The sequence below is a fragment of the Mycobacterium branderi genome (genome assembly GCF_010728725.1).
Taxonomy (GTDB): domain Bacteria; phylum Actinomycetota; class Actinomycetes; order Mycobacteriales; family Mycobacteriaceae; genus Mycobacterium; species Mycobacterium branderi.
In genome coordinates this window covers 2600515-2626916 of record NZ_AP022606.1, presented here as the reverse complement: position 1 = coordinate 2626916, position 26402 = coordinate 2600515, and the positions used below count along the sequence as shown (strand labels likewise).

The following is a 26402-nucleotide window of genomic DNA, read 5'->3' as shown; positions in this document are numbered from 1 at the left end:
CAGCTTCCAGCGAGGGGAGACCACGCACGTGACGGGCGAGTCCGACGAGATCCTGACCCGCGTCGACGACGGCATCGGCTTCGTGACCCTCAACCGCCCCAAGGCGATCAACTCGTTGAACCAGAACATGGTCAACGTGCTGTCCGCGGTGCTCGCCGACTGGGAGCGCGACGACGCGGTGCGCGCCGTGGTGCTGTCCGGTGCCGGCGAACGCGGTTTGTGCGCCGGCGGCGACGTGGTGGCCATCTACCACAGCGCTCGCGCGGACGGAGTGGCGGCGCGGCGGTTCTGGTACGACGAGTACTTGCTCAACGCCCAGATCGGCCGGTTTTCCAAGCCGTACGTGTCGTTGATGGACGGCATCGTGATGGGCGGCGGCGTCGGCGTGGGCTCGCATGCCAACACCCGGGTGGTCACCGACACCACCAAGATGGCGATGCCCGAGGTGGGCATCGGGTTCGTTCCCGACGTCGGCGGCACCTACCTGCTCTCGCGTGCTCCCGGGTCGCTGGGATTGCATGTGGCGCTTACTGGTTCGCCGTTTTCCGGCGCCGACGCCATCGCGTTGGGATTCGCCGATCACTACGTGCCGCACGACCAGCTGGACAAGTTGCGCCGCGCGATCGTCGCCGACGGCGTCCAACGCGCGCTGGCCGCCCACGCCGTCGACCCGCCTGAAAGTGAGCTTGTCGCACAACGGGATTGGATCGACGAGTGCTACGGGGGCGAGACCGTCGCCGACATCGTCGCCGCGCTGCGCGGCCACGACGCCCGAGCAGCCAACGACGCCGCCAACGTGATCGCAACCCGCTCTCCCATCGCGTTGTCGGTGACGCTGGAGTCAGTGCGCCGGGCCGCAAGGCTGGACGCCCTCGAAGACGTTCTGCGGCAGGAATATCGAGTGTCGTGCGGGTCGCTGCGTTCGCACGACCTGGTGGAGGGTATCCGCGCTCAGCTGGTCGACAAGGACCGCAACCCGCAGTGGTCACCGGCGTCGCTGGCCGAGGTCAACGCGGCAGACGTCGAGGCGTATTTCGCACCCGCAGACCCCGATCTGACTTTCGAGGAGACACGATGAGTTACGAGACCATTCTGGTCGACCGCGACGGGCGCGTCGGCCTCATCACGCTGAACCGGCCGCAGGCGCTCAATGCGCTCAACAGCCAGATGATGAACGAAGTCACCAGGGCCGCAACCGAATTCGACAACGATCCCGGGATCGGCGCGATTGTCATCACCGGTTCGGCCAAGGCGTTCGCCGCCGGCGCCGACATCAAGGAAATGTCGAGCCTGACGTTCGCCGACGTCTTCGACGCCGACTTCTTCGCCCCGTGGGCGAAGCTGGCCGCCGTGCGCACTCCCACGATCGCCGCGGTGGCCGGGCATGCTCTGGGCGGCGGCTGCGAGCTGGCGATGATGTGCGATCTGCTGATCGCCGCTGACACAGCGAAATTCGGCCAGCCCGAGATCAAACTCGGCGTGCTGCCCGGCATGGGCGGCTCGCAGCGGCTGACCCGGGCTATCGGCAAGGCCAAGGCCATGGACCTGATCCTGACCGGTCGCACCATCGACGCCGCCGAGGCCGAGCGCAGCGGACTGGTGTCACGAGTGGTGCCCGCCGACGACCTGCTCGCCGAGGCCAAGGCCGCCGCCACCACCATCGCAGGGATGTCGCTATCGGCGACCCGGATGGCCAAGGAGGCGGTCAACCGCGCCTTCGAATCCACGCTGGCCGAAGGGCTGCTTTACGAAAGACGGCTGTTCCATTCGGCTTTCGCAACCGAGGACCAGTCGGAGGGCATGGCGGCATTCATCGAGAAGCGGCCCGCGAATTTCACGCACCGCTAGCCGGCGTCCCCCACTGTTTCGGTTACCTCACCGCGCCGTTACATCTGTTCGAATCCCTGTCGCTCAGCTCGAGCCGGTGGCAATATGAGCGGTTCGGGGGCCCGCGAAGGGAGTAACCGGTGACGTGGGCAATACCACCTGGCGTCCGCGCGATGGCGGCCGCGGGCACCCTTGTCGCAGCGTCGACTGTCGGCGCAGTCGTCGCGGAGCATGCCACTGGCACGGCGGCCACGTCGGCTCGCTACGCAGCGCTCCCGGCGCCGCCGCCGGCGGATCCCGCAACCGACGCACCGACTCCGCCCCCACCTCCCCCGAGCCAACCGCCGGCGGTCGACTGGTGGGTGTATGGGGGTGACAGCGGAGGCGGCGGCGCCGGCGGGGGCTGAGACGAGCTAACGCGCGGCCAGCACTCCGGCGGCCACCAGCGCGTGATAACCGCCGACGACGTCGGTGGCGCGGTGCAGACCCAGATCCTGCAGCGCGGCGGCCGCGAGGCTGGAGGTGTAGCCCTCCGAGCACAGGATCACCCACTCCACGTCGTCGTCCACGGCTTGCGGCAGCCGGGCGTCACTGGTCGGGTCGCAGCGCCATTCCAGCACGTTGCGCTCGATCCGCAACGCGCCCGGCACCTCCCCTTCCTGCGCGCGCTGGGCCTGCGGCCGGATGTCGACCAGCACCGCTCCGCGCCGCAGCGCCGCGGGCACCTCGTCGGCGGGCAGGCGCTGCAACCGCTCGCGGGCAGCAGCGAGCATCCGATCGATGCGGCTCATTGTGGTTTCTCCGGTTGGTCGGTCAGTTCGGTGCGCCGACGGCGCAGCGTGTTGCGACGGGTGACCTCGTAATACGACATCACGGTCAGAGGCGGCGAATACGCGTGCACGCTCAACGTCGGGCCGGCCGGAACACTGCTCGGCGCCCACACCACGTCGTGCACCCAGCCCAGCGGAAACCCGGCCTGGTCGCCGGCGTCGAGCCGCCGGCGGCGCAGCCGCTGACCGTCCCAGCGGAACTCGTACACCGAGCCGGACAGCAACGTCAGCGCACCCATCGATCCGCCATGGTCGTGTAATTCGGTGTGCTGCCCGGGTACCCAGCTGATCAGCCAGATGTCGAGCTCGTCGTCGCCGTGCAGCCGAACGAACCAGCGCCGGTCGACGGGAACGCCGCCGGGCGGCAGCAGGTAGTCGTAGTGCCCGGACAACACGTCGTCGGCGGTCTGGTCGGTCGCATGCAGCAGGTCGGGCAGCCGCAGCCGGGTGGGACCAGATACCGACGGGCGCGGCAGGACAGGGTTGGCGATAGCCATGGAAAGACTCCAGAACGGATGGCGCGGATAGAGGGTCGGCGGCGGGTCAGCGCCGACAACACTCCCGAAATCCGGTCAGCTCCGTCATGCCCGCCAGTGTTGCACGGTTCGCGCTGGTGCCGGGGCCGCCGGGGCGCCGGCAGCCGCCCGCGACGAGTGCGATTGGTTCGGATCACGGTGTAAAAAATGGAGGAATGGCCCACACCGACGCCCTTCGCGCCCCGGTTGAGGCGCGCCGCCCGGGCAGTCCCGCACGGGCGCGGGTGGCGTTGGCGCTGGGCAGCGGCGGGGCGCGCGGCTACGCCCACATCGGGGTGATCAACGAGCTGCGCGACCGCGGTTACGAAATCGTCGGGATCGCCGGCTCGTCGATGGGCGCGCTCGTCGGTGGACTGCAGGCCGCCGGGCGGCTCGACGACTTCGCCGCCTGGGCCAAGGACTTGACGCAGCGCGCGGTGTTGCGGCTTCTCGACCCGTCGATCACCGCCGCGGGGGTGCTGCGGGCCGAGAAGATCCTCGACGCGGTCCGTGACATTCTCGGCGAGGCGTCCATCGAGGAGCTGCCGATCCCGTACACCGCGGTGACGACCGACCTGATCGCCGGAAAGTCGGTGTGGCTGCAGCGGGGCCCGGTCGACGAGGCCATCCGGGCATCGATCGCCATCCCCGGGATGATCGCCCCGCACGTCGTCGACGGCCGGCTACTGGCCGACGGGGGAATCCTCGACCCGCTGCCGATGGCGCCGATCGCGGCGGTCAACGCCGACCTGACCATCGCGGTCAGCTTGAGCGGCAACGAAACCGAAGCCGAGCGCGAAGCCGAATCGCATCCCGCAACCGAGTGGCTGAACCGCATGGTCCGCAATACCACCGCCCTGTTCGACGGCGTGCTCAACCGGTTCGGCGCGTCCGTTCCCGAAGACGAAATCGAAAGCGAGACAGGCGAAGTCGAGCAGCCGATCGAGCCAGCCGCGGAAGCACCCAAACTGGGTGGTCGTTTCGAGGTGATGAACCGCACGATCGACATCGCCCAGGCCGCACTGGCCCGCCACACTCTCGCCGCATACCCCCCCGACCTTCTGATCGAGGTGCCGCGTTCGGCCTGCCGCAGCCTGGAATTCCACCGCGCCGCGGAGGTGATCGACTTCGGCCGCGCGCTGGCGAGCCGCACGCTGGACACCCTTGAGGGCGAGCCGTCCGATCTTCCAACCCCGAAAGCTGATTGAAGGCTGCCCGTGACCCCTTGACAGCGAGAACTCGGCGGCGGATATTCATCATACGATGAGTTCATCCAATGATGAATTAGGACCGGACATGGCTCGATCGGCCTCACCCGACGCTCCGGCTCACGATCGCCCCTGGAAACGGCCCGGCGCCGTCCGGTACGCAGTAACGCGCCTGCGGGGTTTCCTGCGTGCGCCAGTCGACGTCTACGTCCCGGAGCCGGGTGCCGTCGTGGTGCACGACGACGTCGCGGTGACGACCCGCGACGGAACCGTGCTGCGGGTGAATGTTTACCTGCCGCCGGACGCGGGACCGTTTCCGGTGCTGCTGTGTGCGCATCCCTACGGCAAGGACAAGTTGCCCAAGAAGCGGGGACGTGGCTACGCGGTGCCGTTTCAGTACCGCCTGCTGCGGCAACCGTCGCGGCTGCGGTTTTCGACGCTGACCACTTGGGAGGCGCCGGATCCGGCGTGGTGGACCGCGCACGGGTTCGCGGTGGTGAACTGCGATCTGCGTGGGGCAGGCCAATCCGACGGCATCGGTTCGCTGCTGTCCGACCAAGAAGGCGAGGACGTCTACGACCTCGTCGAGTGGGCAGCCGAACAACCGTGGAGCACCGGCGCGGTCGGCATGATCGGGGTTTCTTACCTGGCGATCTCGCAGTGGAAGGCGGCCGCGCTGCGTCCGCCACATCTGCGGGCGATCGTGCCGTGGGAGGGATTCACCGACGCCTACCGCGACCTGGCCCGGCCCGGCGGGATCCGGGAGGTCGGCTTCATCAGCATCTGGAGCCGCGGGCTGAAGTCGGCGCGGCTGAAATACCGGCTTTCCGAGGAGGTTTCGAATCGGCCGCTGCGCGACGAGTTCTGGCGATCACTGGTGCCCGATCTGGCCAAGATCGAGGTGCCCGCCCTGATCTGCGGCAGCTTCTCGGACAACAACCTGCACAGCCGCGGGTCGATGCGCGGTTTCGAGCAGATCGGTTCGGCTGAGCGCCACCTGTACACCCACCGCGGCGGCAAATGGACCACGTTCTATTCCGAATCGGCGTTGCAGACGCAGCTGGCGTTTCTCAATCGTCATCTCCGCGACGTCCCCGGGGAGCCGCTGCCGCGGGTGCGCCTGGAAGTGCGCGACGATCGCGACCATATTGCGCAGGTCCGGGACGAAACCAGTTGGCCGCCTGAGTCAACCGTGTGGACTGCGCTGCACCTGACCGATGTCGGGCTGCGGACCGACCCGGCTGAGCGGGACGGCTCGATCACCTTCGACACCCGTTCGGGCGGTGCGCGATTCGGTTGGACGGTGCCTGCGGACACCGAGATCACGGGGCCGATGGCGCTGCGGCTGTTCGTCGAAGTCGCGGGTGGCGACGACGTCGACCTATTCGTCGGTATCGAAAAGTGGTGTGGCACAACGTTTGTGCCATTTGAAGGTGCTTATGGCTTCGGCCGCGACCGCATAACCTGCGGGTGGTTGAAGGCGTCGATGCGAGCGCTCGACGAGACACGGTCCCGGCCGTTCGAACCGGTGCCGAGATGCGATGCCCGCGACCCGCTCCCGGCCGGTCAGGTTGTGCAGGTGGACATTCCGCTGGGCCCGTCGGCGACATTGTTTCGGGCCGGTGAGCAGCTTCGGCTCGTCGTCGCGGGTCGATGGCTGTGGCCGCGCAACCCGCTGACGGGCCAGTTCCCCGCCGCCTACGAACGCGGCCCGCGCACCAGATGCACGCTGCATTGGGGCCCGGAGCGCGACCCCCGGCTGCTCATTCCGGTGATCCCGCGCTGAGGACCGCCTCGATGCGGGCCGGCACATGCTTGTGCCACGGCGTCCCCGCGTACTCGTCGCGCCAGTCGGTCGAGGTCAGTGAGTTCGGGGCGACACCCGGGATCAGCGTGGCGCCATCGTCGTCGATGAAGTCGAGGCCATACCCGTTGGGCAGTGACGCGTGGCCGGGCAGCATAGCCTCGCTGATCTCGACGCTCGCCTCGGCACTGCCGGCCGCAGTGGTGATCCGGGCTCGGCCGCCGTCGACCAATCCCAGTTTCTGAGCGTCTTCCACGCTGACCCGCAGGGCGCCCTGTGGGTCACGCTTGCGCCATGAGGGATCGCGAAAAATGTCGTTGGCGGTGAACGGGCGCCGCTCACCCGCGGACAGCACAATCGGATACTCCGGCGTCGTGTAGCGGGCGGGGACGTCGGGCAGTCTGCGGATTTCGTCGAGCAACTCGGGTATTTCGAGGTGAATCTTGTGATCCGCGTGCCGGATCAACGCAAAGTCGTCTTCGTATTCGTGGACGGTGAACGTTACGCCGGAGCGGTTTTCCAGGATGGCGTCGAACAGCGCGTTGCCGTCGCGGTGACCTGCGCGACGAACGGCGTCCGGATAGGTCAGCGCAACGTTTTGGGCCAGGCCCCACAGCGCCGCCGCACCGGCCAGCCCGTCCGGCAGGGTGGGCCCGAGGGTTTCATACAGCACGTACGGCAGTACTTTTCGGAATGTCGGATTCTCACCGACGGCCTGCCTGAACGCAACTGCGTAGGCGTCGCGGCCCTCTTTGGCTGCGTTCCGCAGCGGTTGCAGCTCGCCGTCGTCGACGACACCGAGGGCCCGCACCAGCCGAGCCCAGATCTCGGGCTCGGGCAGGGTGCCAGGCAACGGTTCCAGCAGCGGGTGGCGCAAATGAAAGGTGTTGTGCGGGAACTCGAGATTGAAGAATGTCGCCTCGGGCTTCTCGAACTGGCTGGCCGCCGGCAGCACATAGTCGGCGAGCCGGGCGGTTTCGGTCATCGCGACGTCGATGACCACCAGGAGTTCCAGCGATTCGAACGCCGCCCGGCAAGCCGTCGAGTCGGCAAGGGAGTGTGCCGGATTACTGCTCTCCACAAACATCGCGCGAAAGCGGTCGGGATGATCCGATAAAATCTCTTGCGGCACAACGTTGCTGGGCACCAGACCGCCGATCAACGGAGCGCCGGTCACGGGTGTGCGCCCGACCTCGGTGCCATGACGCATGAGCGGCCCGAAGCCGGAATGCAGGTGCTGCCCACCGCGCTTGGCGAAACTGCCGGTCAGAATCCACAGCATCTTGTTCAGATACGAGCACACCGTGCTGTTGGGCGCCTGCTGGATGCCGAGATCCTCGAACACCGCGACGCTCTCGGCACCCGCTATGCGCCGGGTGGCAGCACGCAACAGCTCGGGATCGACGGCGCATCGCGCCGCGTAGTCGTCGACGGGGACATCCCTTAACGTCTGTCGAACGGCGTCGATGCCGGTGACGTGGTGCGTCAGAAATTCCTCGTTGCACAGGTTTTCCTGCACCAGCACCGCCGCCATCGCCGCCAGGCACCACGCGTCGGTGCCCGGCCGGACCCGCAGATGAAAGTCGGCCATCTTGGCGGTGTCGGTGAGGACCGGGTCGACGACGATCATCGAGCGTCGCGGGTCTTTGGCGATCTCGTTGAGCACCGTGCGTGCCCGGGGAAAGCTCTGCGACATCCACGGGTTCTTGCCCACGAACACCGACACCTCGGCGTGCTCGAACTCGCCGCGGGTGTGGCCGCCGTACAGGTGAGCGTCGACCCAGGCCTCGCCGGTCTTCTCCTGTGCCAACGCATTCGAGCGGTAGCGGGAGCCGATTGCCTTGAGGAACGCGCCGCTGTACGCCCCGCCGAGATGATTGCCCTGTCCTCCGCCCCCGTAATAGAAGATCTTGTCCCCGCCGTACGTGTCGCGGATGTGAGCGACACCGGTGGCGATCTCGGAAATCGCTGTGTCCCAGTCGATTTCCTCGTGGCCGCCGTCAGGGCGCCGGCGCATCGGTGAGGTCAACCGGTTGCGGCTGTTCTGGTAGTGATCGAGGCGCAACGCCTTGTTGCAGGTGTAGCCCCGCGACGCCGGATGGTCTTTGTCGCCGCGGATTTTGGCCAGGGTCCTGCCGTCGAGTTGCACCACGATGCCGCAATTGCATTCGCATAAGATGCACGCGCTCTGCTGCCAGTCAGTTGTCATTGCGGCGCTTCCCTTCCGCCGGTGCTATGCTATGGACCATAGCATAGCGATGTGGAGGGTCAATGGGAGTCCGTACCGATACCCGGCAGAAGATGCTGGTCAGCTCAGTCGAGTTGCTACGCGAGCGGGGTGCGGGCGGGGTAACGGTGGATGCCGTGCTGTCGCGGAGCCAAGCGCCGCGCGGCTCGGTCTACCACCACTTCCCAGGGGGCCGTAGCGAGATCATGGCCGAGGCACTCGCACTTGCCGGCGACACAATCAGCTCCATCATTGAGCAGGCAAGCGCTGCGGGATCACTCGCCGCGCTGCGCCGCTTCGGGAAGTTTTGGAAGAAGCTCCTTCTCGACTCAGACTTCAACGCCGGGTGCCCCGTCGTCTCCGTTGCCGTCGGCGGCTCGCCCGACGATCAGCATCTGCAGCCCGCTGTGGCGGAGATCTTCCAACGTTGGCACCAGGCACTCGTCACGGCGATCATTGCCGACGGCGTAGAGGCGCGGCGTGCCGACCGCTTGGCGACGATGGCGATCGCGAGCTTCGAGGGCGCGATCATCCTGTGCCGGCTGCAACGGTCCACAACTCCGCTCGACGACGTCATTGCCGAGTTCGAGTCCGTGATCGCCTCAGCCGCGTCCTAAAAATGCCGCGACGGCCGCCGCCTCGCGTCGGCCCTGCGCACGGCCGGCCCGTGCCGATGCGGTGCGGCAACGCGGGTCAAGGGGGTTGGACCCGAAGGCCGCAAGCGATGCGTCGTCGGCGAACACCGCGTGCGATCGCGACGGCCAAGCCGCCATTTCCGCGGCAGGCCCGGCACCGAACGACGACGGCGCCGACACCCCGGCGGGCACCAACACCACCGCGGCGTCGCAGTCGTCGGCCACCTCCAGGTTGATCGTGCTGCCGATCCCACCGTCCATGTACCGCCGGTCGTCAATGGTGACCGGCGGCCACGCGCCGGGCACCGCACAACTGGCCGCCACCGCGTCCACCAGGTCCACGCCCGAATCCCGGTCGAACACAACGAGTTCCCCGGTGTCGACGTCGATGGCAGTGATCCGCAGATCCCGCGCCGGCCAGTCGTGCGACGGCAGCCGTTGGGCAATCACCTTGCGGCGCACCGGCTCGGGCGCGGTTTCGGCCACCAGCGCGGCCGCGCCGATCCGTTGCCGTTTGCGCGCAGTGTCCGGTTCGGCCATCGCGGCCAGGAACAGGTCGGTGATGTCGTCGACGCCGACGCCGGGGTCGATCTCGGTGGACGTCTCGGCGACCTGCGCGGTAAACAGATCCTCGAGGCTACGCCCGCTGCTGATCTGCGCGGCGACCGTCGAGCCTGCCGAGGTGCCCACCAGCACGTCGGAGTCAAGCAGCGCCTGGGCCAGCGCCGGCGACTCGTCGGCGATGCCGCACAGAATGCCCGTCTCCCAGGCGATCCCGACGACTCCCCCGCCGGCCAGCACCAGCGCACGTTTGACCGTCACGAGTGCTGCGCGGCCTCGACTGCCGCGCTCAGGTCTTCGCGGTGCAGCTGGTGTTTGGGCGGATCGGGCAGCACCACGTCGCGATGGATCTGCAGGTCGGCGTCGACGTGCACCAGCTCACCGGGTGCGATCGGTTCCCATCGCCGGTCGTCCATCGGCTCACTGGCGAACACCACCGACGGCCGGGACCGCAGATGGTCGGAGTGAGCGTGAATACGATTGGTGCGCAAGCGAAATTCCGGGCCGGCCTGGCGGCAGTCCAGCATGTAGAGCTCGTGCGACTCGGGGTAGCGCAGCGCCCACACGTCGGTGGCAGTGCTCAACAATATGTTGACCGCGTAGATCGGCACGGTGTCGGCCAGCCATCGCACGGCGTCGACAAGTCCGGTTGACACGTCGCCACCGCATGCCCGAATCGAGGCCGTGATCAACGCGAACACCCGCTCGGAATCGGTCTGGCCGCCGACCAAATCGGCGGTGCCGACCTCACGCAACCGGTCGTCGAGCACGTCGAGACCCTCGAGCACGCCGTTGTGCGCGAAGATCCGGCCGTCCTGCAGAAACGGATGGGTGTTGACCACGTCGTGCGACCCGGTGGTCGCGTACCGGACGTGCGCGACGAACGTGGTGCCGCTCATCTCGTGCGCTTCGATGGCGAACTCGTTGTCCTGCCATGCCGCGATCGGCTGCTTGCGCACCTGCGGGCGGCCCTGCCCGTCGAACACACCGAGCCCGGTGCCGTCCGGGTTTCGCCGGCTCTGCGCCTCCAGGTTGTCCGGGGCATCCAGCAGCCAGAACGTGGCGGTAATGACATTGGTCCCGGCATGCAGCGCAAAGAGTCGGCACATCGAGTGCGACGTTACCGGCTCAGCCGGGGCGCGGCGCGCGCGGTGATCAGCGGCAGGTCGAAGAAGCTCTGGATGCCGGCCGGCGCCGCGCAGGTCGCCGGGACCGCGTTCACGCAGTGCGCCGCGGTCGCGACGATGCCCGGATTGCTCTTCAAGCCTTCGTCCACGGTCTCGGGTTGCCAGCCCTTGACGGTGACGAAGGTGTCCGGGTTACCCCGCACCTCGATCTCGTAGCGTTCTCCGGCGGGCCCGAAAGACCATGGCGGGTCGAGGTTTTCCTCACCCATCAGCCAGTTGACGGTGATCCGCACGACGGGCGTGTCGCGAACCGTCGCCTCCCAGTGGAAGCGACGCCCCGCGACCTGACCGGGTTCGATCACACCGATCGGCGAGTCGATCGGCGCGGTGGCCACCGCCACCTCCTGCCAGGACCGGATCTCGGGATCGGCGGCGAAACCCAACCGGTCGACACACAGCCGAACCGACTGGATGAAGCCGCCGTCGAGGAGTTTCTGCATCGGCCCGGACAGAGCGTTGTCCGGGGTGCCGCCGAACCCCATCACATAGCGCAGCACGTCGGGTGCTCCGTAGGTGCGAAGGTCGGAAAACTCCTCGGCGCGAACGAAAGTCACGCCGGTGGACATCACCGACAGCAGCAGCGGAAACAGTTCGGTGGCCGCGCCCGGCCCGATACCGGCGCCGTGCAGCGTGGCGTTGCCGGCCTGCGCGGCCACCTCCAGCGGAGCGGCTTCCTTCTCGGTGGGATAGAACCAGCCCACGGGGCTGACGACGTTCTTGCCGGAGCGCAGGAGCGCGGCGACCTCCTCGACGTTGGGCAGCAGCGGTGCGTAGATCACCGCGTCGGCGTCGAGCGCCAGGATGTCGTCGATGCTGTTGGTGGTGGTCACGCCCAGCGGCGGTGTGCCGATGATTTCGCCGACGTCCTTGCCGCTCTTGGCATCCGAATGCACCCAGCATCCGGCGAGCTCGAGTTCGGGATGTTCGAGCACGCCTTTGATCGCGGCCACGCCCACCGACCCGGTTGCCCATTGGACGACCCGCAAGCCCATTAGCCGCGCACCTCGGTGACCTCGTAGCGGTTTTCGCCGTATCGCGAGCGAATGGTTTTCTTGTCGTATTTGCCGACGCTGGTCCGCGGAATCTCGTCGACAAATGTCCAGCGTTCGGGCAGCCACCAGCGAGCAACCTTGTCGGACAGGTAGTTTCGCAACTCGCTCGCATCGACCGAAGCGCCCTGTTTGCGGACGACCACGGCCAGCGGCCGCTCCTGCCAGCGCTCGTCGGGCACCCCGACGACCGCCGCCTCGACGACGTCGGGGTGTGCGATCAGACAGTTCTCCAGCTCCACCGACGAGATCCATTCCCCACCAGACTTGATGACGTCCTTGGCGCGGTCGGTGAGCGTGATGAAGCCGCGCTCGTCGATACGGCCCACGTCGCCGGTGCGCAGCCAGCCCGACTCGAACTTCGACTGGTCGGCGCCGCGGTAGTAGGAGCCGGTGATCCACGGCCCGCGGACCTCCAACTCACCCACCGCCTCGCCGTCGTTGGGCAACACGTTGTTGTCGTCGTCGACGATCCGGGCTTCCACGCCACACACCGGCTGGCCCTGGGTCGCTCGCAGCGGCCAATGCTGGTCGTCCGGCGTTCCCGGCGGCGGCCAGGCCATGGTGGCCATCGGCGATGTCTCGGTCATCCCCCACAACTGACGGATCTGCACGCCGTGCTTTTCTTCGAAGGTGCGCATCAGCGACACAGGGACGGCCGAGCCGCCGCAGGCGACCAGCCGCAGCGACGACATGTCGTGGTCGGGCTCGCGCTCCAGGTAGTGCAGGACGTCGTTCCAGATGGTCGGCACCGCGCCGGCCACGGTCGGCCGCAGCTTCTCGACCATGTCTACCAACGACTTGGCGTCCAGGTGCCGGTCGGGCAGCACCAGGTCGGCGCCGGCCATCAACGCGGCGTACGGCAGTCCCCACGCGTTGGCGTGGAACATCGGCACGATCGGCAGCACACAATCGCTGGACCCGACGCCGATGCCGTTGCTGCTACAGGCCGCCATCGTGTGCAGATAGCTTGAACGGTGGCTGTAGACAACGCCTTTGGGGTTTCCGGTGGTGCCGCTGGTGTAGCACATCGCGGCTGCCGAGTTCTCGTCGACGTCCGGCCAGTCGAATTCGGTCGGCTCGCCGCCCAGTACGTCGTCGTAGCGCAGCACGGTCTTGCCCGACTCGGTCAGCGGCGCCGTGTCACCCTCGCCCACCGCGATGAGTGTGTGCACGGTCTTTAGCCGGCCCAGGACGGGGGCGAGCAGCTTGGCCAGCGACATATCGACCAGCACCACCTGGTCTTCGGCTTCGTTGGTCACGAAAACGATCTGCTCGGGGAAAAGCCGGATGTTCAGCGTGTGCAGCACCGCGCCCATCGACGGGACCGCCATGTAGGCGGCGAGGTGTTCGGCGTTGTTCCACATGAACGTGCCGACCCGTTGGTCTCCGGTGATGCCCAGCTTGCGCAGGGCGTGGGCCAGCTGCGCGGCTTGTCGGCCCAGTTCGGCGTAGCTGCACTGCCGGTAGCCGTTGCCGGTAGCGGTGGTGACCCGGCGGGCTCCGTGCACGCTGGTGGCGTGGCGCAGGATCGCGGTGATCGTCAGCGGGAAGTTCTGCATTGTGCTGTACATCGACGTACAGCTTATGGTTCCAAGCGCAGCGACGCCGCGCGTTCTGCTCAGGTCAGTGCCGGCTGGAGCCGAAACAGCTCGGGCATGGTCCACTCGTGCCGGGCGGTGGGCTCGTCGTCCGCCATGTCCACGGAGACGACGGTGACGGTACCGGCGTAGTCGCCGATGTAGAGCGAGTTGCCCAGTGGGCTTTCGATCACGCACGACGGCTGACGGCCCACGTTGATTGCGCCGACGACCTCGTGGGTCCCGGTGCGCAGCACGGTGACGCTGTCGTCGCCGACCAGGTAGGCGCGCCGACCGTCACGGCTCAACGTCAGCTGGGTGAGCAAACCGCTGATCTCGGCGATCTTGTGAGTGCTGACCACCGCGTTGGTGCGGGTGTCGACGACGTCGAGGACCGTGCCGAAGTCCGGGCCGCAGCTGGCCACATACGCGGTGCCGCCGTTCGGGCTGAGCGCGATATCCCTGATCGGCGAGGCGATCTCGATGCTGCCGACCACACGCCGCTGCTCGGTGTCGACGACGGCAAGCGTTCCGCCGGCGGCACTGTTGGCCGCGACGTACAGCCGGCTGCCATCCGCGTGCGCGCGCACACATTCCGCGACGGTGCCCGGCGTTGCGGCGATGGTGATCCCGTCGACCTCGCCGGTGCGGGTGTCCAGGACCGCGACGTCGGCGCCGCCGGCCGCAGTGCGGGCGGCAAACACGTGCCGGCCGCCGGGGCTTACTGCCAGGTCGCAGACGCTCTCGGCTACCGGATGAACTGCGACGACCCGGCTGGTGTCCACGTCAAGAGCCAGAATCACGTCATAGGCCGTCGACACAGCGCTGACGTAGGCCCGGTCCCCGGCGATCGCTACGGCAAACGGCTCGGAGATGCCGACGACGGTGCGCTCCAGCGCAACCGAGCGGGTGTCGATCGACGAGACGCTGTCGCTTCCGCAATTCGTCACGACCAGCCGGTTGGCGTCCGAGCTGACCGCGATGCCGCTGACGCCGCCCTGGTGGACGCCGATTTCGCCGACGACAGCGAAATCCGGCGCGACGCCGACCTCGCTGTCGACACGGTTAACACTGCCCACAGTGGCACCTGCCTTTGCTCATTCGTCCGGCAGTGACCGGACCTGGACGCCGGTTGGCCTGCTGTGGCAACACAAGCCCGACATCATCGGATTCGGCACCCTAGGGCGCGCTTCCGGCCGAGTCTAGTGGCGGGTTTCGCACCCAAAGGTGTGTCTTTCGTCAACTACCCGCGCAGATCACGTCAATAACTCAGGTTGCCCTTAGGCAAGGATCCCGTCGTCCTTGACCGCTCCCGGTACAGCGAACCGGTCGGCTGGTGTGTCCAGCGGCTTTCCATGAGCCGCTAACCCGGAATCGCCGAGTCCAATCCCGTTCGAAAATAAGAATTTCTTAGTCTTCGGCGACCAAAAGCGGTCAACATCACACATTTTTTCTGTCGCGGGCGTGTCGGCCGGGCACCACGTAACAGGTCGATCCCCGCCGTTTCCCGCTAGTCGGCGGCGCAGGGGTCGCCGACGTCGGACCGGGCCGGCAGATGTGTCATATGCGTTGCGGCGTCAGGCTTTTTAGGTAGGTACCGAGCAATCCTGTTGGTGCCCAACCATTTACGACGCTTGCCATCGGGTGTCCTGGCCGGAGATGCGGCCCTTGGTCAGAGGTGTTGAGGGCAGTACGCCGACGCTGCCGTCACCGCGAATCGTGCGGCGTGCTCGGGGGTGAATCCCGGGTTGGTGCTGCGCACCGCGTTGACGGTGTCGAGGGGCGACAGGCCGCCGTCCATCAACTCGCACACCGCCCTGCCGGCCGCGATGGCCTGGCTGGCGCCGCGGTGTGTGATGCCCTGCTGGTCGAGGGCGGCCAGGAAGGCCGCGTCACCGCTGGTCTCGTCGGCGTGGGCCGGCGCAGCCAGACCAACCATGGTGGCGAAACCCAGCAGCAAGAGCAGGCGCTTCATGGCTCTTATGCTGCCCAGCACCCGTTACGAACGTGTTACCGAGTTTTTAGCGTCGTCCGACACAATGTTAATTCGGTGTTACGCGCAACAGTGCCTGGGTCCGAGCTGGTCAGGGGCGGTGCTCTGCGTTGCCGGCGGGCCAACGGCCGCAACGTGTTAAGAGTTGGCGTGCCGGCGTAAAGAAGCCGTTAATGGGGTGGGCCTCTCAACTGCGTTGAGTAACGCTGGAATCCGTGGAACCCGCACGCACAGCGAGATGTCAATCGGTGACCGCGCCGAAGGTGGTGCTCGCGCTAGCCGGCGTCGCCGCCGTCATCGGCCTCGCCGCGCCTGCGCACGCCGAGTCCTCCGGCGCCGATGCAAGCTTCCTTGCCGCGCTCGACCAGCAGGGCATCACCCACCGCGGCGCCAGCCAGGCCGTCGCGGCGGGCAGGGCGGTGTGCCAGTTGATGGACGAGGGACTTTCCCCGATGGACACGGTCAATGCGGTACACACCACCAACCCGGGATTCACCGTGGAGCACGCCGCGAAGTTTGCGATAACAGCCGCGAGCGCTTACTGCCCCGAACACCTCTGATTACACACACGCCGAATGCTTTCGGCTGCAACGCAATACCGCGACCCTCGCTCGTGCCCCCAGTCGGATTCGAACCGACACTGGACGGATTTTAAGTCCGCTGCCTCTGCCAATTGGGCTATGGGGGCCCCGGCGGCGAATGTAGCGCGACGACGCCACAGCCGGATCAGCCGGTACCGGAACCACTATTCGCCGGCTCGCCACGTGACATCTGTGTATCCGGCAGCGGCAGCGTGTTAAGACTTCCGGCCCAACAGTTACGAAGCCGTTAACCAACTATCACTTCGGTGTTGTTTTGGGCAACTGTGGATGCGTGGAATCGGCAGTGCGACACCAGGAGAAGTCATGTCATTCGTGACCACTCAACCCGAAGCGTTGACGGCTGCGGCCGCCAGCCTGCAGGGCATCGGCTCGGCGATGGCCTCACAGAACGCTGCCGCGGCCGGACCCACCACTGGGGTGGTTCCCGCGGCCGCCGACGAGGTTTCGGCGCTCACGGCAACCCAGTTCGCCGCGCACGCCGCCTTGTATCAGTCGGTCAGCGCCCAGGCCGAGGCGATTCACGAGATGTTCGTCAACACTTTGGGCACCAGCGCCGGATCGTATGCGGCCACCGAGGCCGCCAACGCGATCGCGGCCGGTTAGGCGGAACGGATCATGTTGGATTTCGGACTGTTACCGCCGGAGGTCAACTCCGCGCGCATGTATGCCGGCGCCGGATCGGGACCGATGATGGCCGCCGCGTCGGCGTGGAATGCATTGGCCGCCGAGTTGAGCTCGACGGCCGCCGCCTATGAGTCGGTGATCGCGGAACTGACCGGTGAGGAGTGGCTGGGCCCGGCGTCGGCGTCGATGGCGACCGCCGCCGCGCCCTACGTGGAGTGGATGCACACCACCGCCGCGCAAGCGCAGAAAGCGGCCAGCCAGGCCCAGGCGGCCGCCGCCGCCTACGAGGCGGCTCATGCCATGACGGTGCCGCCGCCGGTGATCGCGGCCAACCGCGCTCAGCTGGCAGCACTGGTGGCGACCAACGTGCTGGGGCAAAACACGCCGGCGATCATGGCCACCGAGGCTCACTACTCCGAGATGTGGGCCCAGGACGCGGCGGCGATGTACGGGTACGCCGGCTCCTCGGCGGTCGCCGCACAGCTGACGCCGTTCAACTCACCGACGAAAAACACCAACGAGGGTGGACTGGCGGCGCAAGCCGCCGCGGTCACCAACGCCGCCGGTACCGCGGGCGGCAGCGGCACCCAGACGGCGCTGTCACAACTGACGTCGGCGGTGCCCGGCGCGCTGCAGAGCATGTCGTCGCCGCTAGCGCCCGCCTCGTCCGCGTCGTCGGCGCTCAGCGGAATCACCAACGCGCTCGGCGCGGGGTCGGGGACGGACTACCTGTCGGTGATTTTGAACGGCATTTCGTCCGGCGGCGCGACGGCGGTGATGTATATCCCGTCGACGCTGATTCCGAGCATGATCGGTTACTTCGCCGGTCCCGGTTTCAACGCCGCGGGCGGCGGTACGGTCGGCAGCGGCTTGGGATCGCTGCTGGCCCCCGGTGGTCCACTGGGCAACCTCGGCGCATTGGGCGGCGGCATCGCGGGCGGCGCCAGTACCGGCGCGGCCAGTGCCGCGTCGGCGGTCACCGGCACCATGGGCCACGCATCCACGGTGGGTGCCCTGTCGGTGCCGGCGAGTTGGACCTCGGCCACGCCGGCAAGCACCGGCACCACTGCCTTGCAGGCCAGCGGCTGGGCAGCCGCCCCGGAGGCCGCGCCGGGCAGCCCTGGGATGCCGGGCATGCCGATCGGCAATGCGGGCGCCAACCGTGGCTACGGATTCGGCGCCCCGCGGTACGGCTTCAAGCCCACCGTGATGGGCCGGCCGGTGGTGGCCGGTTAGGCCGAGTTTTGGACACAACTCGTCACATGTTCGAAGCCGGTTGTTAAAACGCAGGTCGTAGCCTGTACGCCAGGCGACCAGTGCAGCGCGCCCCGTCAACCACGAAGGAGATTTCGATGACCACGCGCTTTATGACTGATCCGCACGCGATGCGGGACATGGCGGGCCGTTTCGACGTGCACGCCCAGACCGTGGAGGACGAGGCCCGCAAGATGTGGGCCTCGTCCCAAAACATCGCCGGAGCCGGCTGGAGCGGAACCGCCCAGGCCACCTCCTACGACACCATGAGCCAAATGAATCAAGCCTTCCGCAACATCGTCAACATGCTGCACGGGGTGCGCGACGGGCTGATCCGCGACGCCAACAACTACGAGGCCCAAGAGCAGGCCTCCCAGCAGATCCTGTCCAGCTAACAAAGACACGGAGCGAAACGACTATGACGATCAGCTACCAGTTCGGCGACGTCGACGCCCACGGCGCGCTGATCCGCGCCCAGGCCGCCTCTTTGGAGGCCGAGCACCAGGCCATCATCCGCGATGTCCTTGCCGCCGGCGACTTTTGGGGCGGCGCCGGCTCGACGGCCTGCCAGGAGTTCATCACCCAATTGGGCCGCAACTTCCAGGTGATCTACGAGCAGGCCAACGCCCACGGCCAAAAAGTCCAAACCGCCGGCTCCAACATGGCCTCTACCGACTCCGCCGTCGGCTCCAGCTGGGCCTAACCCCACACCCCAACAGTGGCCCGCACACCCCCCGGTGTGCGGGCCACAACACGTTTCGAGGCAGCATTCCGTCAAGAATTCGGGGCTCGGCGTTAGGAAACCGTTAACGGCGTGCTACCCGGCCCCGTCCAGGGGCACTGTGGATGTGTGGAATCGGCAGTGCGACACCAGGAGAAGCCATGTCATTCGTGACCACACAGCCCGAGGACCTGACGGCTGCGGCCGCCAGCCTGCAGGGCATCGGCTCGGTGATGGCCTCACAAAACGCTGCGGCGGCGGCGCCCACCACCGGTGTGGTTCCCGCGGCCGCCGACGAGGTTTCGGCGCTAACGGCAACCCAGTTCGCCGCGCACGCTGCGCTGTATCAGTCGGTCAGCGCCCAAGCCGAGGCAATCCACGAAATGTTCGTCAACACACTGGGCACCAGCGCCGGATCGTATGCGGCCACCGAGGCCGCCAACGCAATCGCGGCCGGTTAGGTGGGGAATGGACATAACTCGTCACATGTTCGAAGCCGGTTGTTAAAACGCAGGTCGTAACCTGTCACCCAGGCACAGCAGCGCAGCATCCACCCGTCAACCACGAAGGAGAGTTCGATGCCTACTCGGTTTATGACTGATCCGCACGCGATGCGCGACATGGCGGGCCGTTTCGACGTGCACGCCCAGACCGTGGAGGACGAAGCCCGCAAGATGTGGGCCTCGTCCCAAAACATCGCCGGAGCCGGCTGGAGCGGAACCGCCCAGGCCACCTCCTACGACACCATGAGCCAGATGAATCAAGCCTTCCGCAACATCGTCAACATGCTGCACGGGGTGCGCGACGGGCTGATCCGCGACGCCAACAACTACGAGGCCCAAGAGCAGGCCTCCCAGCAGATCCTGTCCAGCTAGAGGCGATCGCAAGCGCGGCGCAGCCGCGCGCAGCGGGTCGCCGACCAGACAACCTAGGAGACACGACTATGACCATCAACTACCAGTTCGGCGACGTCGACGCCCATGGCGCGCTGATTCGCGCCCAGGCCGCCTCTTTGGAGGCCGAGCACCAGGCCATCATCCGCGATGTCCTTGCCGCCGGCGACTTTTGGGGCGGCGCCGGCTCGACGGCCTGCCAGGAGTTCATCACCCAATTGGGCCGCAACTTCCAGGTGATCTACGAGCAGGCCAACGCCCACGGCCAAAAAGTCCAAACCGCCGGATCCAACATGGCCTCTACCGACTCCGCCGTCGGCTCCAGCTGGGCCTAACCCCCCATCCCAACAGTGGCCCGCACACCCCCCGGTGTGCGGGCCACAACATTGTTGAGGCCTACCCGGCCATGGGCGAGTGCGGCAGCACGCTGGACCGCAACCCGACCGACCTGACAGCCCCATCGGCTTCACGCATGGCCATGCTCGGGAACGCGATCTTGGGCATCCCGGATGCAGTGGTCGAGATCGTCGGCGCGGCAGTCATGCCGGTGCCAGGCAACGGCATCGCGCTGGCCGGGCCCATCGACGCGGCCCAGCTCTGCGGCACCGAAAGCCCGCCGAGAGACGCCGCCTGGCCGATGCTGGCCGACGCGCCGGCACCGCCCAAACCACCGACCTGGCCCAGCCCCGCCCCCAGCGGCGCCAAGCCACCCAGGCCGCCCAGCGGCCCCAGGCCTCCGGACTCGGTCAGCTCGTCGGCGCCAAGGAAATCCAGGCCCACGCCGATCAGGTCCAGCCCGACACCGCCGCCGTCCAGGCCGACCAGCCCGACGCCGTCCATCTCGAGGCCGACGGTGTCTTCGATCAGGCCCAGCGATTCGGTGCCCCCAAACGCGCCGGCCAGACCGGAAAGTGCGCCGCCGCCGACGTCGGCGGTCTTGCTGGCACCCTTGATCGCCCCCTTGCCCGACGCGCCCGTCAGGGCCGTGAGTGCGCTTGCCGGGGCGGAGGCCGCCGACGTCGCCGCTGACGTCCCCGTGCCCATCACCATCTGCGACATCCCGGACCCCGACCCGGTGGGCGATGCCAGGCTCTGCAGTGTCTGCGGCACCGCCGACAGCGACGACGTCATGGTCTGCGCGTGGCTGCCCGCCGAGGTGCCGGCGGAGTGGGCCACCGCCGCGGCCTGACCGGCCAGCCCGGCCGGGTTGGTGTTGTGCGGCGGCGGACTGAATGGGGCCAGCGTTGCGGCGGCGGCCGAACTGGCGGCGTAGCCGTACATCGCCGCGGCGTCCTGCGCCCACATCTCGCCGTAGTGCGCCTCGGTGGCCATGATCGCGGGAGTGTTCTGCCCCAGGAAGTTGGTGGCGACCAAGGCCATCAGCTGCGCGCGGTTGGCGGCGATCACCGGCGGCGGCACGGTCATCGCGAACGCGGCCTCATAGGCGCTCACCGCTGCGCGGGCCTGGTTGGCCACCTGCTCGCACTGGGCCGCGGTCGCGCTCAACCAGGCCACGTAAGGTGCGGCCGCCGCGCCCATCGCCGCCGATGCCGGCCCCTGCCACGGTCCCGTGACCAGACCGGTCACCACCGATTGGTACGACGTCGCCCCGGAGTGCAGTTCGGTTGCCAGCCCGTCCCAGCCCGCCGCGGCCGCCAGCATCGACCCGGGGCCGGCACCGGCGTACATGCGCGCGGAGTTGACCTCCGGCGGTAACAGTCCGAAGTCCAACATGATCCGTTCCGCCTAACCGGCCGCGATCGCGTTGGCGGACTCGGTGGCCGCATACGAACCGGCGCTGGCCGCCATCGTGCTCACAAACTGCTGGTGGACCGCCGCCGCCTGGGCGCTGATCGCCTGGTACCTGCCGGCCTGCGCGGCGAACTGCGCCGCGGTCAAGGCAGACACTTCGTCTGCGGCCGCCGGGACGACGCCGCCGGTCGGTCCGGCCGCCGCCGCGTTACCGGCGGCCATTGCCGAACCGATGCTCGCCAGCTCTCCGGCCGCGGCGCTGAGCAACTCCGGATGCGTCGTGACGAATGTCGGGAAAGTCACTGCCTTCTCCTACCTTCCGCTTATCGAAGCCACGCCACTGCCGTCGACCGTTGTCGTCGGACGGGACTGCGCGGTGGACGAAAATTGTTCAAACACAAGAGTATTGAGACGCGCACATCTCGTGTGCAGCACCAACTCGGGTCAACGACTAAGTATCACAATATTTTTCGAGCAAAAGCGCTATCAAGCTCGCTGATCAGTTACATAGAAAACACATATCTGATCGTGTGGGCGACACCTCGGCCGATGCCCGCAACATTTGAGAACGATATGAACTTCATGACAGGGCGATGTGCGCCAGGGAAAATGTAGGAATATGGCGGCTGTGTCGAGTTATGGGTCGGGTTACGCGCGCGAACAGCGGCCACGCCAGGCCATCCTCGGCCAACTTCCCCGGATCAGCCGGGCCGACGGATCACCGATCCGGGTTTTGCTGGTCGACGACGAACCGGCGCTGACCAACCTGGTCAAGATGGCGCTGCACTACGAAGGCTGGGTCGTCGACGTCGCGCACAACGGCCGGGAGGCCGTCGCCAAGTTCGACAAGGTCGGCCCCGACGTGCTGGTGCTCGACATCATGCTGCCCGACATGGACGGCCTGCAGATTCTGCAACGGGTGCGCGAGTCGGACGCCTATACCCCGACGCTGTTTCTCACCGCCCGCGACTCGGTGATGGACCGGGTCACCGGCTTGACCGCCGGCGCCGACGACTACATGACCAAGCCGTTCAGCCTCGAGGAACTGGTGGCCCGGTTGCGCGGACTGCTTCGCCGCTCCAATCACCTTGCTCCCCCGGCCGAAGAAGAACTGCGGGTCGGCGATCTGACCCTCGACGGCACTAGCCGCGAAGTCACCCGCGGCGGAACGCCGCTGTCGCTGACGTCGACGGAGTTCGAGTTGTTGCGTTTCTTGATGCGCAACCCACGCCGGGCGCTGACACGCACCGAAATACTCGACCGGGTCTGGAATTACGACTTCGCGGGGCGCACCAGCATCGTCGACCTCTACATCTCCTATCTGCGGAAGAAGATCGACGCGGGCCGTGACCCGATGATCCACACCGTGCGAGGTGTCGGATACATGCTGCGACCGCCGGAATGACCCCGCCCCGAGCCGCGCGGTGGTGGCCGCGATCCCTGCGCCGCCAGCTTGTGCTGGGCGTGTGTGCCGTCGTGTGCGTCGTGTTGGTGGCGGTCGACGTCGTGTCGGTGCTGAGCCTGCGCGCGTACGTCACCACGATGAACGATGCCGAAGTCGCCGAATCCCTTCAGGCACTGGAGCATTCGTATAGCCGCTACCGCACCGGCGAAAGTTCGCACAGCGCTTTACCGATCGAGCAGGCGATGCTGGAGTTCACCGGCCAGACACCGGGCAACCTCGTCGCGGTGCTGCACGACGGTGTGGTGGTGGGCTCGGCCGTCTTCTCCGAGGACGAAGCTCGGCCCGCTCCCTCCGACGTGGTCCGCGCGATTCAATCGAGGTCGTGGACCGACGGGCCGCCCCGGACCGAAGTGCTGGGCAGCCTGGGCTCCTATCGGGTGGACAGCCGCGCCGCCGGATCGGACCGGCTACTGGTCGGGGTTTCGCTGGCGCTCGCGGACCGGACCATTGCGCGGCGAACTCTCACCGCCACAGTGCTTTTGGTGGCCGCGCTGCTGCTGACCGCGGCACTCACGATTACGGTGGTCGGCTACGCGCTGCGTCCACTGCGCCGCGTGGCGGCGACTGCCGCCGAAGTCGCCGGCATGCCGCTGATCGGCGACGAGCACCGGATCACCACCCGCGTGCGGTCCGGCGACACCGATCCCGGCAACGAGGTCGGCATCGTCGGGCACACGCTGAATCGGTTGCTGGACAACGTCGACAGCGCGCTGGCCCACCGCACCGAATCCGACCGGCGGATGCGGCAGTTCCTGACCGACGCCAGCCACGAACTGCGCACCCCGCTGGCCGCGATTCAGGGCTATGCCGAACTCACCCGCCAGGACAGCTCTGCGCTGCCGCCGACCACCGAGTACGCGCTGGCCCGAATCGAGTCCGAGGCGTTGCGGATGACCTCGCTGGTCGACGAGTTACTGCTGCTGTCCCGGCTGGGTGAAGGCGAGGATCTCGACACCGAGGACGTGGATCTGGCCGATGTGGTGATCAACGCGGTCAACGACGCGGCGGTGGCGGCGCCGACCCACCATTGGGTCAACGACCTGCCGGAGGACCCGGTGTGGGTGCGCGGCGACCGCGACCGGCTGCACCAACTGGTCAGCAACCTCTTGAGCAACGCGCACGTGCATACCCCGCCGGGCGTGACGGTGACGACGGCGATCTCGCGTCACCCGGGTGGCGAGGACGGGCCGTATGTGGAGCTGACCGTGACCGACGACGGTCCCGACATCGAGCCGGATCTGCTGCCACATCTGTTCGAGCGGTTCGTGCGGGGCGACACCGCGCGATCGAACGCAACGGGCAACGGGTTGGGCCTGCCGATCGTCGCGTCGATCGTCAAGGCGCATCACGGCTCGGTCACCGCGGAGTCGGGCGACGGACGCACGGTCTTTCGCGTGCGTTTTCCGATGCTCGAGCATCCGACCACGGGGTGACTATGCAGCGCAAGCCCGCATACCGGTCGCTGGGCAGTCGTTAAGAAAGGGTTAACGACACGCGCAACCCGCCAGCCCGCGCTTACCTTCATTTCAAGCCTTCGCCGTCGAGGGCCAAGTCGGGATGCCTGCACACGGTCGACAACCGATCCGATCGGCTGGTCGAGAAGGGCATATCGCTCTAATCGGACGAAGGAACGTGGCCATGACATCACCGGCCGGCCGGCTCAGCGTCCCCCTGTCGATTGGCGACGTGTGCAAGCGCGCCTTTCTCGGCAAGCCGATGATCACCAACCAGCTCCAACACGAGCGATTGTCGAATCCCGTCGCGCTCGGCGCGATTTCACCGGACGCGATCTCGTCGACCGCCTACGGTCCCGAGCAGATCATGATCGAGCTGCTGCCGGCCGCCGGCCTGGCCGCGTTCGCGCTGCTGCTTCCCCTCACGGGCGTCATCCTGCTGATCCTGGTCTTGGTGACCGCGTCGTATCGCCAGGTCGTCATGGCCTACACCCGCGTCGGCGGCTCCTACATTGTCGCGCGGGACAACTTCGGGCCCCGGGTGGCGCAGATCGCCGCGGCCGCACTGCTGATCGACTATGTGGTCACCGTCGGAGTGCAAACCGCAGCCGGCACGGTGGCGGTGGTGTCTGCGATACCCTCGCTGGGCCCTTACCACTTGGAAATCACCGTAGCCGCGGTGCTCCTCTTTTGTTACGGCAACCTGCGCGGCATGCGGGAGGCGGGCATTTCGTTCGCGCTGCCGACCTACTCGTTCGTCGTTATGCTGACTTTGCTGATCGTAGTGGGCATTGTCCGTGAAATCTTCTGGGGTTTACCGAAATACGATCCGGCACATATCGCCGGAGCGGTGCCGGTCCACCAGGGCAGCGGGCTGGTGATGGGTGCGACGATCCTCGTGCTGCTGCGCGCATTCGCCAACGGCGGCACGTCGCTGACCGGAGTGGAGGCCATCTCCAACACGGTCAACGTGTTCCGGAAACCTGTGGGCCCCAACGCACGTCGGGTACTCACCATAATGTCGGTCATTCTCGGGCTTTTGTTGGCCGGTGTCGCGTGGCTCACCTATGTCACCCACGCCACCCCCTATGTCGAGGGGTATCCGTCGATGCTTTCCGAGGTCGGCCGTGCGGTATTCGGCAACGGCCTGATCGGCAACATCTTGTACCTGCTTCTCCAGACGGCCAGCGCGGCCATCCTGTTCAACGGCGCGAATACCAGCTTCAACGGTTTCCCGGCGCTGACGAGTTTCGTTGCGGAGGACCGCTTTCTGCCGCGGCCGCTGATGAAACGCGGCCATCGGCTGGTGTTCTCCAACGGCATCATCACGCTCACCGCGCTGGCGCTGGCACTGCTGCTGGTGACCGGCGGTTCGGTCAATGCGCTGGTGCCGCTTTTCGCGATGGGCGTGTTCAGTGCATTCGCGATGGCCGGTTGCGGCATGACCAAACACCATCTCACCCACCGCGGACCCGGCTGGCGGTACAAGCTGGCGATCAACCTGTCCGCGGGCATCTTGTCGACGGTCGTGGTGGGTATTTTCGCCGTAGCGAAGTTCAACGAGGGAGCCTGGCTGGTAGTCGTCATTTTCCCGGTGCTGGTGTTCGCTCTGATGCGGCTCAACCGGCAATACCGCGACGAGGCCTCCGCACTCGAGATGTCGCGCACCGAACCTCCCGAGTTCGCCCGGCATGCACGACATCGGGTGTTCATCTTCGTCGATTCGGTCGACCTCGCCGAGATCGAGGCACTGCGCTACGGGAAAGGGCTGCGTGCCGACCAGTTGGTCGCCGTCCACTTCGTGATAGACGCCGCGCACGCCGCGCGGTTGCAAAAGCGTTGGGGGCGCTACGATCACGACACCCCATTGCGGGTGATCGATTGTCCCGACCGACAGCTCGGCCGGGCCGCACACGAGCTGGTGAGGCAGGAGTTGAACCGCCATCCGAGCTCCAAGGTGACGGTGCTGCTGCCGCGCAGAACATATTCGCCGCTGCTGGGCCGGCTGCTTCACGACCGCACCGCGGACAAGATGGCCAAGGTCATCAGCCGGATCGAGGGCGCGAGCGCGCAAATTGTGCCCTACGACATCAAGTCCCGGATAGCTCAGATCCCGCGGGACCAGCGCAGCGCGACGGTCGCATCCCCGAACGGTGACCGGCCCGCATCGATGGTCCATCCCGCACGCCGTCATGTGGTTGACAAAAGCCTGGGAAGTGAT

26 protein-coding genes, 1 tRNA gene and 1 pseudogene are annotated in these 26402 nt (G+C 67.0%); 16 read left to right on the top strand and 12 right to left on the bottom strand.

Annotated features, from left to right (window positions below; translation table 11 throughout):
- Nucleotides 1–28: 28 nt before the first annotated feature.
- Nucleotides 29–1078, top strand: coding sequence for an enoyl-CoA hydratase/isomerase family protein (locus tag G6N47_RS13525; protein WP_083133121.1), 1050 nt, complete (start codon nucleotides 29–31; stop codon nucleotides 1076–1078).
- Nucleotides 1075–1848, top strand: a complete 774-nt coding sequence (locus G6N47_RS13520; RefSeq protein ID WP_083133080.1) for an enoyl-CoA hydratase — start codon at nucleotides 1075–1077, stop codon at nucleotides 1846–1848. The genes G6N47_RS13525 and G6N47_RS13520 overlap by 4 nt, the downstream gene beginning before the upstream one ends.
- A gap of 392 nt (nucleotides 1849–2240) precedes the next feature.
- On the opposite strand, the gene G6N47_RS13515 is transcribed toward G6N47_RS13520, so the two are convergent.
- Both G6N47_RS13515 and G6N47_RS13510 read right to left on the bottom strand, forming a co-directional pair.
- A complete protein-coding gene (locus G6N47_RS13515; protein ID WP_083133082.1) occupies nucleotides 2241–2618 on the bottom strand; it encodes a rhodanese-like domain-containing protein in 378 nt (125 codons plus the stop codon).
- Nucleotides 2615–3154 carry a cysteine dioxygenase gene (locus G6N47_RS13510; protein ID WP_083133084.1) on the bottom strand — a complete coding sequence of 180 codons (540 nt, stop codon included), beginning with the start codon at nucleotides 3152–3154 and terminating at the stop codon, nucleotides 2615–2617. Before G6N47_RS13510 ends, G6N47_RS13515 begins: the two co-directional genes overlap by 4 nt.
- Before the next feature lie 194 nt (nucleotides 3155–3348).
- On the opposite strand from G6N47_RS13510, the gene G6N47_RS13505 reads away from it, so the two are divergent.
- The gene (locus tag G6N47_RS13505; protein ID WP_083133086.1) at nucleotides 3349–4380 is read left to right on the top strand and encodes a patatin-like phospholipase family protein; all 1032 of its coding nucleotides are present in this window, start codon (nucleotides 3349–3351) and stop codon (nucleotides 4378–4380) included.
- A gap of 88 nt (nucleotides 4381–4468) precedes the next feature.
- Nucleotides 4469–6166, top strand: coding sequence for a CocE/NonD family hydrolase (locus G6N47_RS13500; RefSeq protein WP_083133087.1), 1698 nt, complete (start codon nucleotides 4469–4471; stop codon nucleotides 6164–6166).
- Here G6N47_RS13500 and G6N47_RS13495 read toward each other — a convergent pair.
- Nucleotides 6144–8393 carry a molybdopterin-dependent oxidoreductase gene (locus G6N47_RS13495; protein WP_083133089.1) on the bottom strand — a complete coding sequence of 750 codons (2250 nt, stop codon included), beginning with the start codon at nucleotides 8391–8393 and terminating at the stop codon, nucleotides 6144–6146. The genes G6N47_RS13500 and G6N47_RS13495 overlap by 23 nt on opposite strands.
- A 62-nt stretch (nucleotides 8394–8455) precedes the next feature.
- On the opposite strand from G6N47_RS13495, the gene G6N47_RS13490 reads away from it, so the two are divergent.
- Nucleotides 8456–9028, top strand: coding sequence for a TetR/AcrR family transcriptional regulator (locus tag G6N47_RS13490; protein ID WP_232080205.1), 573 nt, complete (start codon nucleotides 8456–8458; stop codon nucleotides 9026–9028).
- On the opposite strand, the gene G6N47_RS13485 is transcribed toward G6N47_RS13490, so the two are convergent.
- The 6 genes from G6N47_RS13485 to G6N47_RS13460 form a co-directional block, all read right to left on the bottom strand.
- On the bottom strand, nucleotides 9014–9868 hold the full coding sequence (locus G6N47_RS13485) for a patatin-like phospholipase family protein (RefSeq protein WP_083133091.1): 855 nt from the start codon (nucleotides 9866–9868) through the stop codon (nucleotides 9014–9016). The two genes, G6N47_RS13490 and G6N47_RS13485, sit on opposite strands and share 15 nt — an antisense overlap.
- On the bottom strand, nucleotides 9865–10716 hold the full coding sequence (locus G6N47_RS13480; protein WP_083133092.1) for a class II glutamine amidotransferase: 852 nt from the start codon (nucleotides 10714–10716) through the stop codon (nucleotides 9865–9867). The genes G6N47_RS13485 and G6N47_RS13480 overlap by 4 nt, the downstream gene beginning before the upstream one ends.
- An 11-nt stretch (nucleotides 10717–10727) precedes the next feature.
- Nucleotides 10728–11786: an NAD(P)H-dependent amine dehydrogenase family protein gene (locus tag G6N47_RS13475; protein WP_083133093.1), complete on the bottom strand. Its 1059-nt coding sequence runs from the start codon at nucleotides 11784–11786 to the stop codon at nucleotides 10728–10730.
- Nucleotides 11786–13417: a long-chain fatty acid--CoA ligase gene (locus tag G6N47_RS13470; RefSeq protein WP_083133094.1), complete on the bottom strand. Its 1632-nt coding sequence runs from the start codon at nucleotides 13415–13417 to the stop codon at nucleotides 11786–11788. The genes G6N47_RS13475 and G6N47_RS13470 overlap by 1 nt, the downstream gene beginning before the upstream one ends.
- Before the next feature lie 47 nt (nucleotides 13418–13464).
- Nucleotides 13465–14502, bottom strand: a complete 1038-nt coding sequence (locus G6N47_RS13465) for a YncE family protein (protein ID WP_083133095.1) — start codon at nucleotides 14500–14502, stop codon at nucleotides 13465–13467.
- Between the two features lie 593 nt (nucleotides 14503–15095).
- Nucleotides 15096–15398 carry a DUF732 domain-containing protein gene (locus G6N47_RS13460; protein ID WP_062540944.1) on the bottom strand — a complete coding sequence of 101 codons (303 nt, stop codon included), beginning with the start codon at nucleotides 15396–15398 and terminating at the stop codon, nucleotides 15096–15098.
- 266 nt (nucleotides 15399–15664) lie between these two features.
- Here G6N47_RS13460 and G6N47_RS13455 point away from each other — a divergent pair, with 266 nt between their 5' ends.
- Nucleotides 15665–15976, top strand: a complete 312-nt coding sequence (locus tag G6N47_RS13455) for a DUF732 domain-containing protein (RefSeq protein ID WP_197945476.1) — start codon at nucleotides 15665–15667, stop codon at nucleotides 15974–15976.
- 54 nt (nucleotides 15977–16030) lie between these two features.
- Here G6N47_RS13455 and G6N47_RS13450 read toward each other — a convergent pair.
- Nucleotides 16031–16104, bottom strand: a tRNA-Leu gene (locus G6N47_RS13450).
- A 217-nt stretch (nucleotides 16105–16321) separates the two neighbouring features.
- On the opposite strand from G6N47_RS13450, the gene G6N47_RS13445 reads away from it, so the two are divergent.
- The 7 genes from G6N47_RS13445 to G6N47_RS13415 all read left to right on the top strand — a co-directional run bounded on the left by G6N47_RS13445 (nucleotide 16322) and on the right by G6N47_RS13415 (nucleotide 19845).
- Nucleotides 16322–16621 (top strand): PE family protein, encoded by a 300-nt coding sequence (locus G6N47_RS13445; RefSeq protein ID WP_083133098.1) that lies wholly within the window; start codon nucleotides 16322–16324, stop codon nucleotides 16619–16621.
- A 15-nt stretch (nucleotides 16622–16636) separates the two neighbouring features.
- Nucleotides 16637–17878 carry a PPE family protein gene (locus tag G6N47_RS13440; protein ID WP_139799624.1) on the top strand — a complete coding sequence of 414 codons (1242 nt, stop codon included), beginning with the start codon at nucleotides 16637–16639 and terminating at the stop codon, nucleotides 17876–17878.
- Nucleotides 17879–17994: 116 nt separating this feature from the next.
- Nucleotides 17995–18291, top strand: a complete 297-nt coding sequence (locus G6N47_RS13435) for a WXG100 family type VII secretion target (protein WP_083133122.1) — start codon at nucleotides 17995–17997, stop codon at nucleotides 18289–18291.
- Between the two features lie 23 nt (nucleotides 18292–18314).
- Nucleotides 18315–18599 carry a WXG100 family type VII secretion target gene (locus G6N47_RS13430; RefSeq protein ID WP_083133102.1) on the top strand — a complete coding sequence of 95 codons (285 nt, stop codon included), beginning with the start codon at nucleotides 18315–18317 and terminating at the stop codon, nucleotides 18597–18599.
- 179 nt (nucleotides 18600–18778) lie between these two features.
- Nucleotides 18779–19078, top strand: a complete 300-nt coding sequence (locus tag G6N47_RS13425; RefSeq protein WP_083133104.1) for a PE family protein — start codon at nucleotides 18779–18781, stop codon at nucleotides 19076–19078.
- 117 nt (nucleotides 19079–19195) lie between these two features.
- Nucleotides 19196–19492 carry a WXG100 family type VII secretion target gene (locus G6N47_RS13420; protein WP_163659645.1) on the top strand — a complete coding sequence of 99 codons (297 nt, stop codon included), beginning with the start codon at nucleotides 19196–19198 and terminating at the stop codon, nucleotides 19490–19492.
- A 68-nt stretch (nucleotides 19493–19560) separates the two neighbouring features.
- Entirely contained in the window at nucleotides 19561–19845 is a 285-nt protein-coding gene (locus G6N47_RS13415; RefSeq protein WP_045384667.1) for a WXG100 family type VII secretion target, read from the top strand.
- A 61-nt stretch (nucleotides 19846–19906) separates the two neighbouring features.
- On the opposite strand, the gene G6N47_RS13410 is transcribed toward G6N47_RS13415, so the two are convergent.
- Both G6N47_RS13410 and G6N47_RS13405 read right to left on the bottom strand, forming a co-directional pair.
- Nucleotides 19907–21241 carry a PPE family protein gene (locus G6N47_RS13410; protein ID WP_083131815.1) on the bottom strand — a complete coding sequence of 445 codons (1335 nt, stop codon included), beginning with the start codon at nucleotides 21239–21241 and terminating at the stop codon, nucleotides 19907–19909.
- A 15-nt stretch (nucleotides 21242–21256) separates the two neighbouring features.
- On the bottom strand, nucleotides 21257–21565 hold the full coding sequence (locus G6N47_RS13405) for a PE family protein (protein ID WP_083131691.1): 309 nt from the start codon (nucleotides 21563–21565) through the stop codon (nucleotides 21257–21259).
- 316 nt (nucleotides 21566–21881) lie between these two features.
- On the opposite strand from G6N47_RS13405, the gene G6N47_RS13400 reads away from it, so the two are divergent.
- The 3 genes and pseudogenes from G6N47_RS13400 to G6N47_RS13390 form a co-directional block, all read left to right on the top strand.
- Nucleotides 21882–22667 carry a response regulator transcription factor gene (locus tag G6N47_RS13400; RefSeq protein ID WP_083131690.1) on the top strand — a complete coding sequence of 262 codons (786 nt, stop codon included), beginning with the start codon at nucleotides 21882–21884 and terminating at the stop codon, nucleotides 22665–22667.
- A complete protein-coding gene (locus G6N47_RS13395; protein ID WP_083131689.1) occupies nucleotides 22664–24160 on the top strand; it encodes a sensor histidine kinase in 1497 nt (498 codons plus the stop codon). The genes G6N47_RS13400 and G6N47_RS13395 overlap by 4 nt, the downstream gene beginning before the upstream one ends.
- A 205-nt stretch (nucleotides 24161–24365) precedes the next feature.
- Nucleotides 24366–26324, top strand: a pseudogene (locus G6N47_RS13390) (APC family permease); the annotation flags it as partial.
- Nucleotides 26325–26402: the final 78 nt, after the last annotated feature.

Excerpts from the sequence above, each read along its gene's own strand:
- G6N47_RS13520 (WP_083133080.1), top strand. The coding sequence starts at position 1,075 with ATGAGTTACGAGACCATTCTGGTCGACCGCGACGGGCGCGTCGGCCTC.
- G6N47_RS13515 (WP_083133082.1), bottom strand. The coding sequence starts at position 2,618 with ATGAGCCGCATCGATCGGATGCTCGCTGCTGCCCGCGAGCGGTTGCAG.
- G6N47_RS13510 (WP_083133084.1), bottom strand. The coding sequence starts at position 3,154 with ATGGCTATCGCCAACCCTGTCCTGCCGCGCCCGTCGGTATCTGGTCCC.
- G6N47_RS13505 (WP_083133086.1), top strand. The coding sequence starts at position 3,349 with ATGGCCCACACCGACGCCCTTCGCGCCCCGGTTGAGGCGCGCCGCCCG.
- G6N47_RS13500 (WP_083133087.1), top strand. The coding sequence starts at position 4,469 with ATGGCTCGATCGGCCTCACCCGACGCTCCGGCTCACGATCGCCCCTGG.
- G6N47_RS13495 (WP_083133089.1), bottom strand. The coding sequence starts at position 8,393 with ATGACAACTGACTGGCAGCAGAGCGCGTGCATCTTATGCGAATGCAAT.
- G6N47_RS13490 (WP_232080205.1), top strand. The coding sequence starts at position 8,456 with ATGGGAGTCCGTACCGATACCCGGCAGAAGATGCTGGTCAGCTCAGTC.
- G6N47_RS13480 (WP_083133092.1), bottom strand. The coding sequence starts at position 10,716 with ATGTGCCGACTCTTTGCGCTGCATGCCGGGACCAATGTCATTACCGCC.
- G6N47_RS13475 (WP_083133093.1), bottom strand. The coding sequence starts at position 11,786 with ATGGGCTTGCGGGTCGTCCAATGGGCAACCGGGTCGGTGGGCGTGGCC.
- G6N47_RS13470 (WP_083133094.1), bottom strand. The coding sequence starts at position 13,417 with ATGTACAGCACAATGCAGAACTTCCCGCTGACGATCACCGCGATCCTG.
- G6N47_RS13460 (WP_062540944.1), bottom strand. The coding sequence starts at position 15,398 with ATGAAGCGCCTGCTCTTGCTGCTGGGTTTCGCCACCATGGTTGGTCTG.
- G6N47_RS13445 (WP_083133098.1), top strand. The coding sequence starts at position 16,322 with ATGTCATTCGTGACCACTCAACCCGAAGCGTTGACGGCTGCGGCCGCC.
- G6N47_RS13435 (WP_083133122.1), top strand. The coding sequence starts at position 17,995 with ATGACCACGCGCTTTATGACTGATCCGCACGCGATGCGGGACATGGCG.
- G6N47_RS13430 (WP_083133102.1), top strand. The coding sequence starts at position 18,315 with ATGACGATCAGCTACCAGTTCGGCGACGTCGACGCCCACGGCGCGCTG.
- G6N47_RS13425 (WP_083133104.1), top strand. The coding sequence starts at position 18,779 with ATGTCATTCGTGACCACACAGCCCGAGGACCTGACGGCTGCGGCCGCC.
- G6N47_RS13420 (WP_163659645.1), top strand. The coding sequence starts at position 19,196 with ATGCCTACTCGGTTTATGACTGATCCGCACGCGATGCGCGACATGGCG.
- G6N47_RS13415 (WP_045384667.1), top strand. The coding sequence starts at position 19,561 with ATGACCATCAACTACCAGTTCGGCGACGTCGACGCCCATGGCGCGCTG.
- G6N47_RS13400 (WP_083131690.1), top strand. The coding sequence starts at position 21,882 with ATGGCGGCTGTGTCGAGTTATGGGTCGGGTTACGCGCGCGAACAGCGG.
- G6N47_RS13395 (WP_083131689.1), top strand. The coding sequence starts at position 22,664 with ATGACCCCGCCCCGAGCCGCGCGGTGGTGGCCGCGATCCCTGCGCCGC.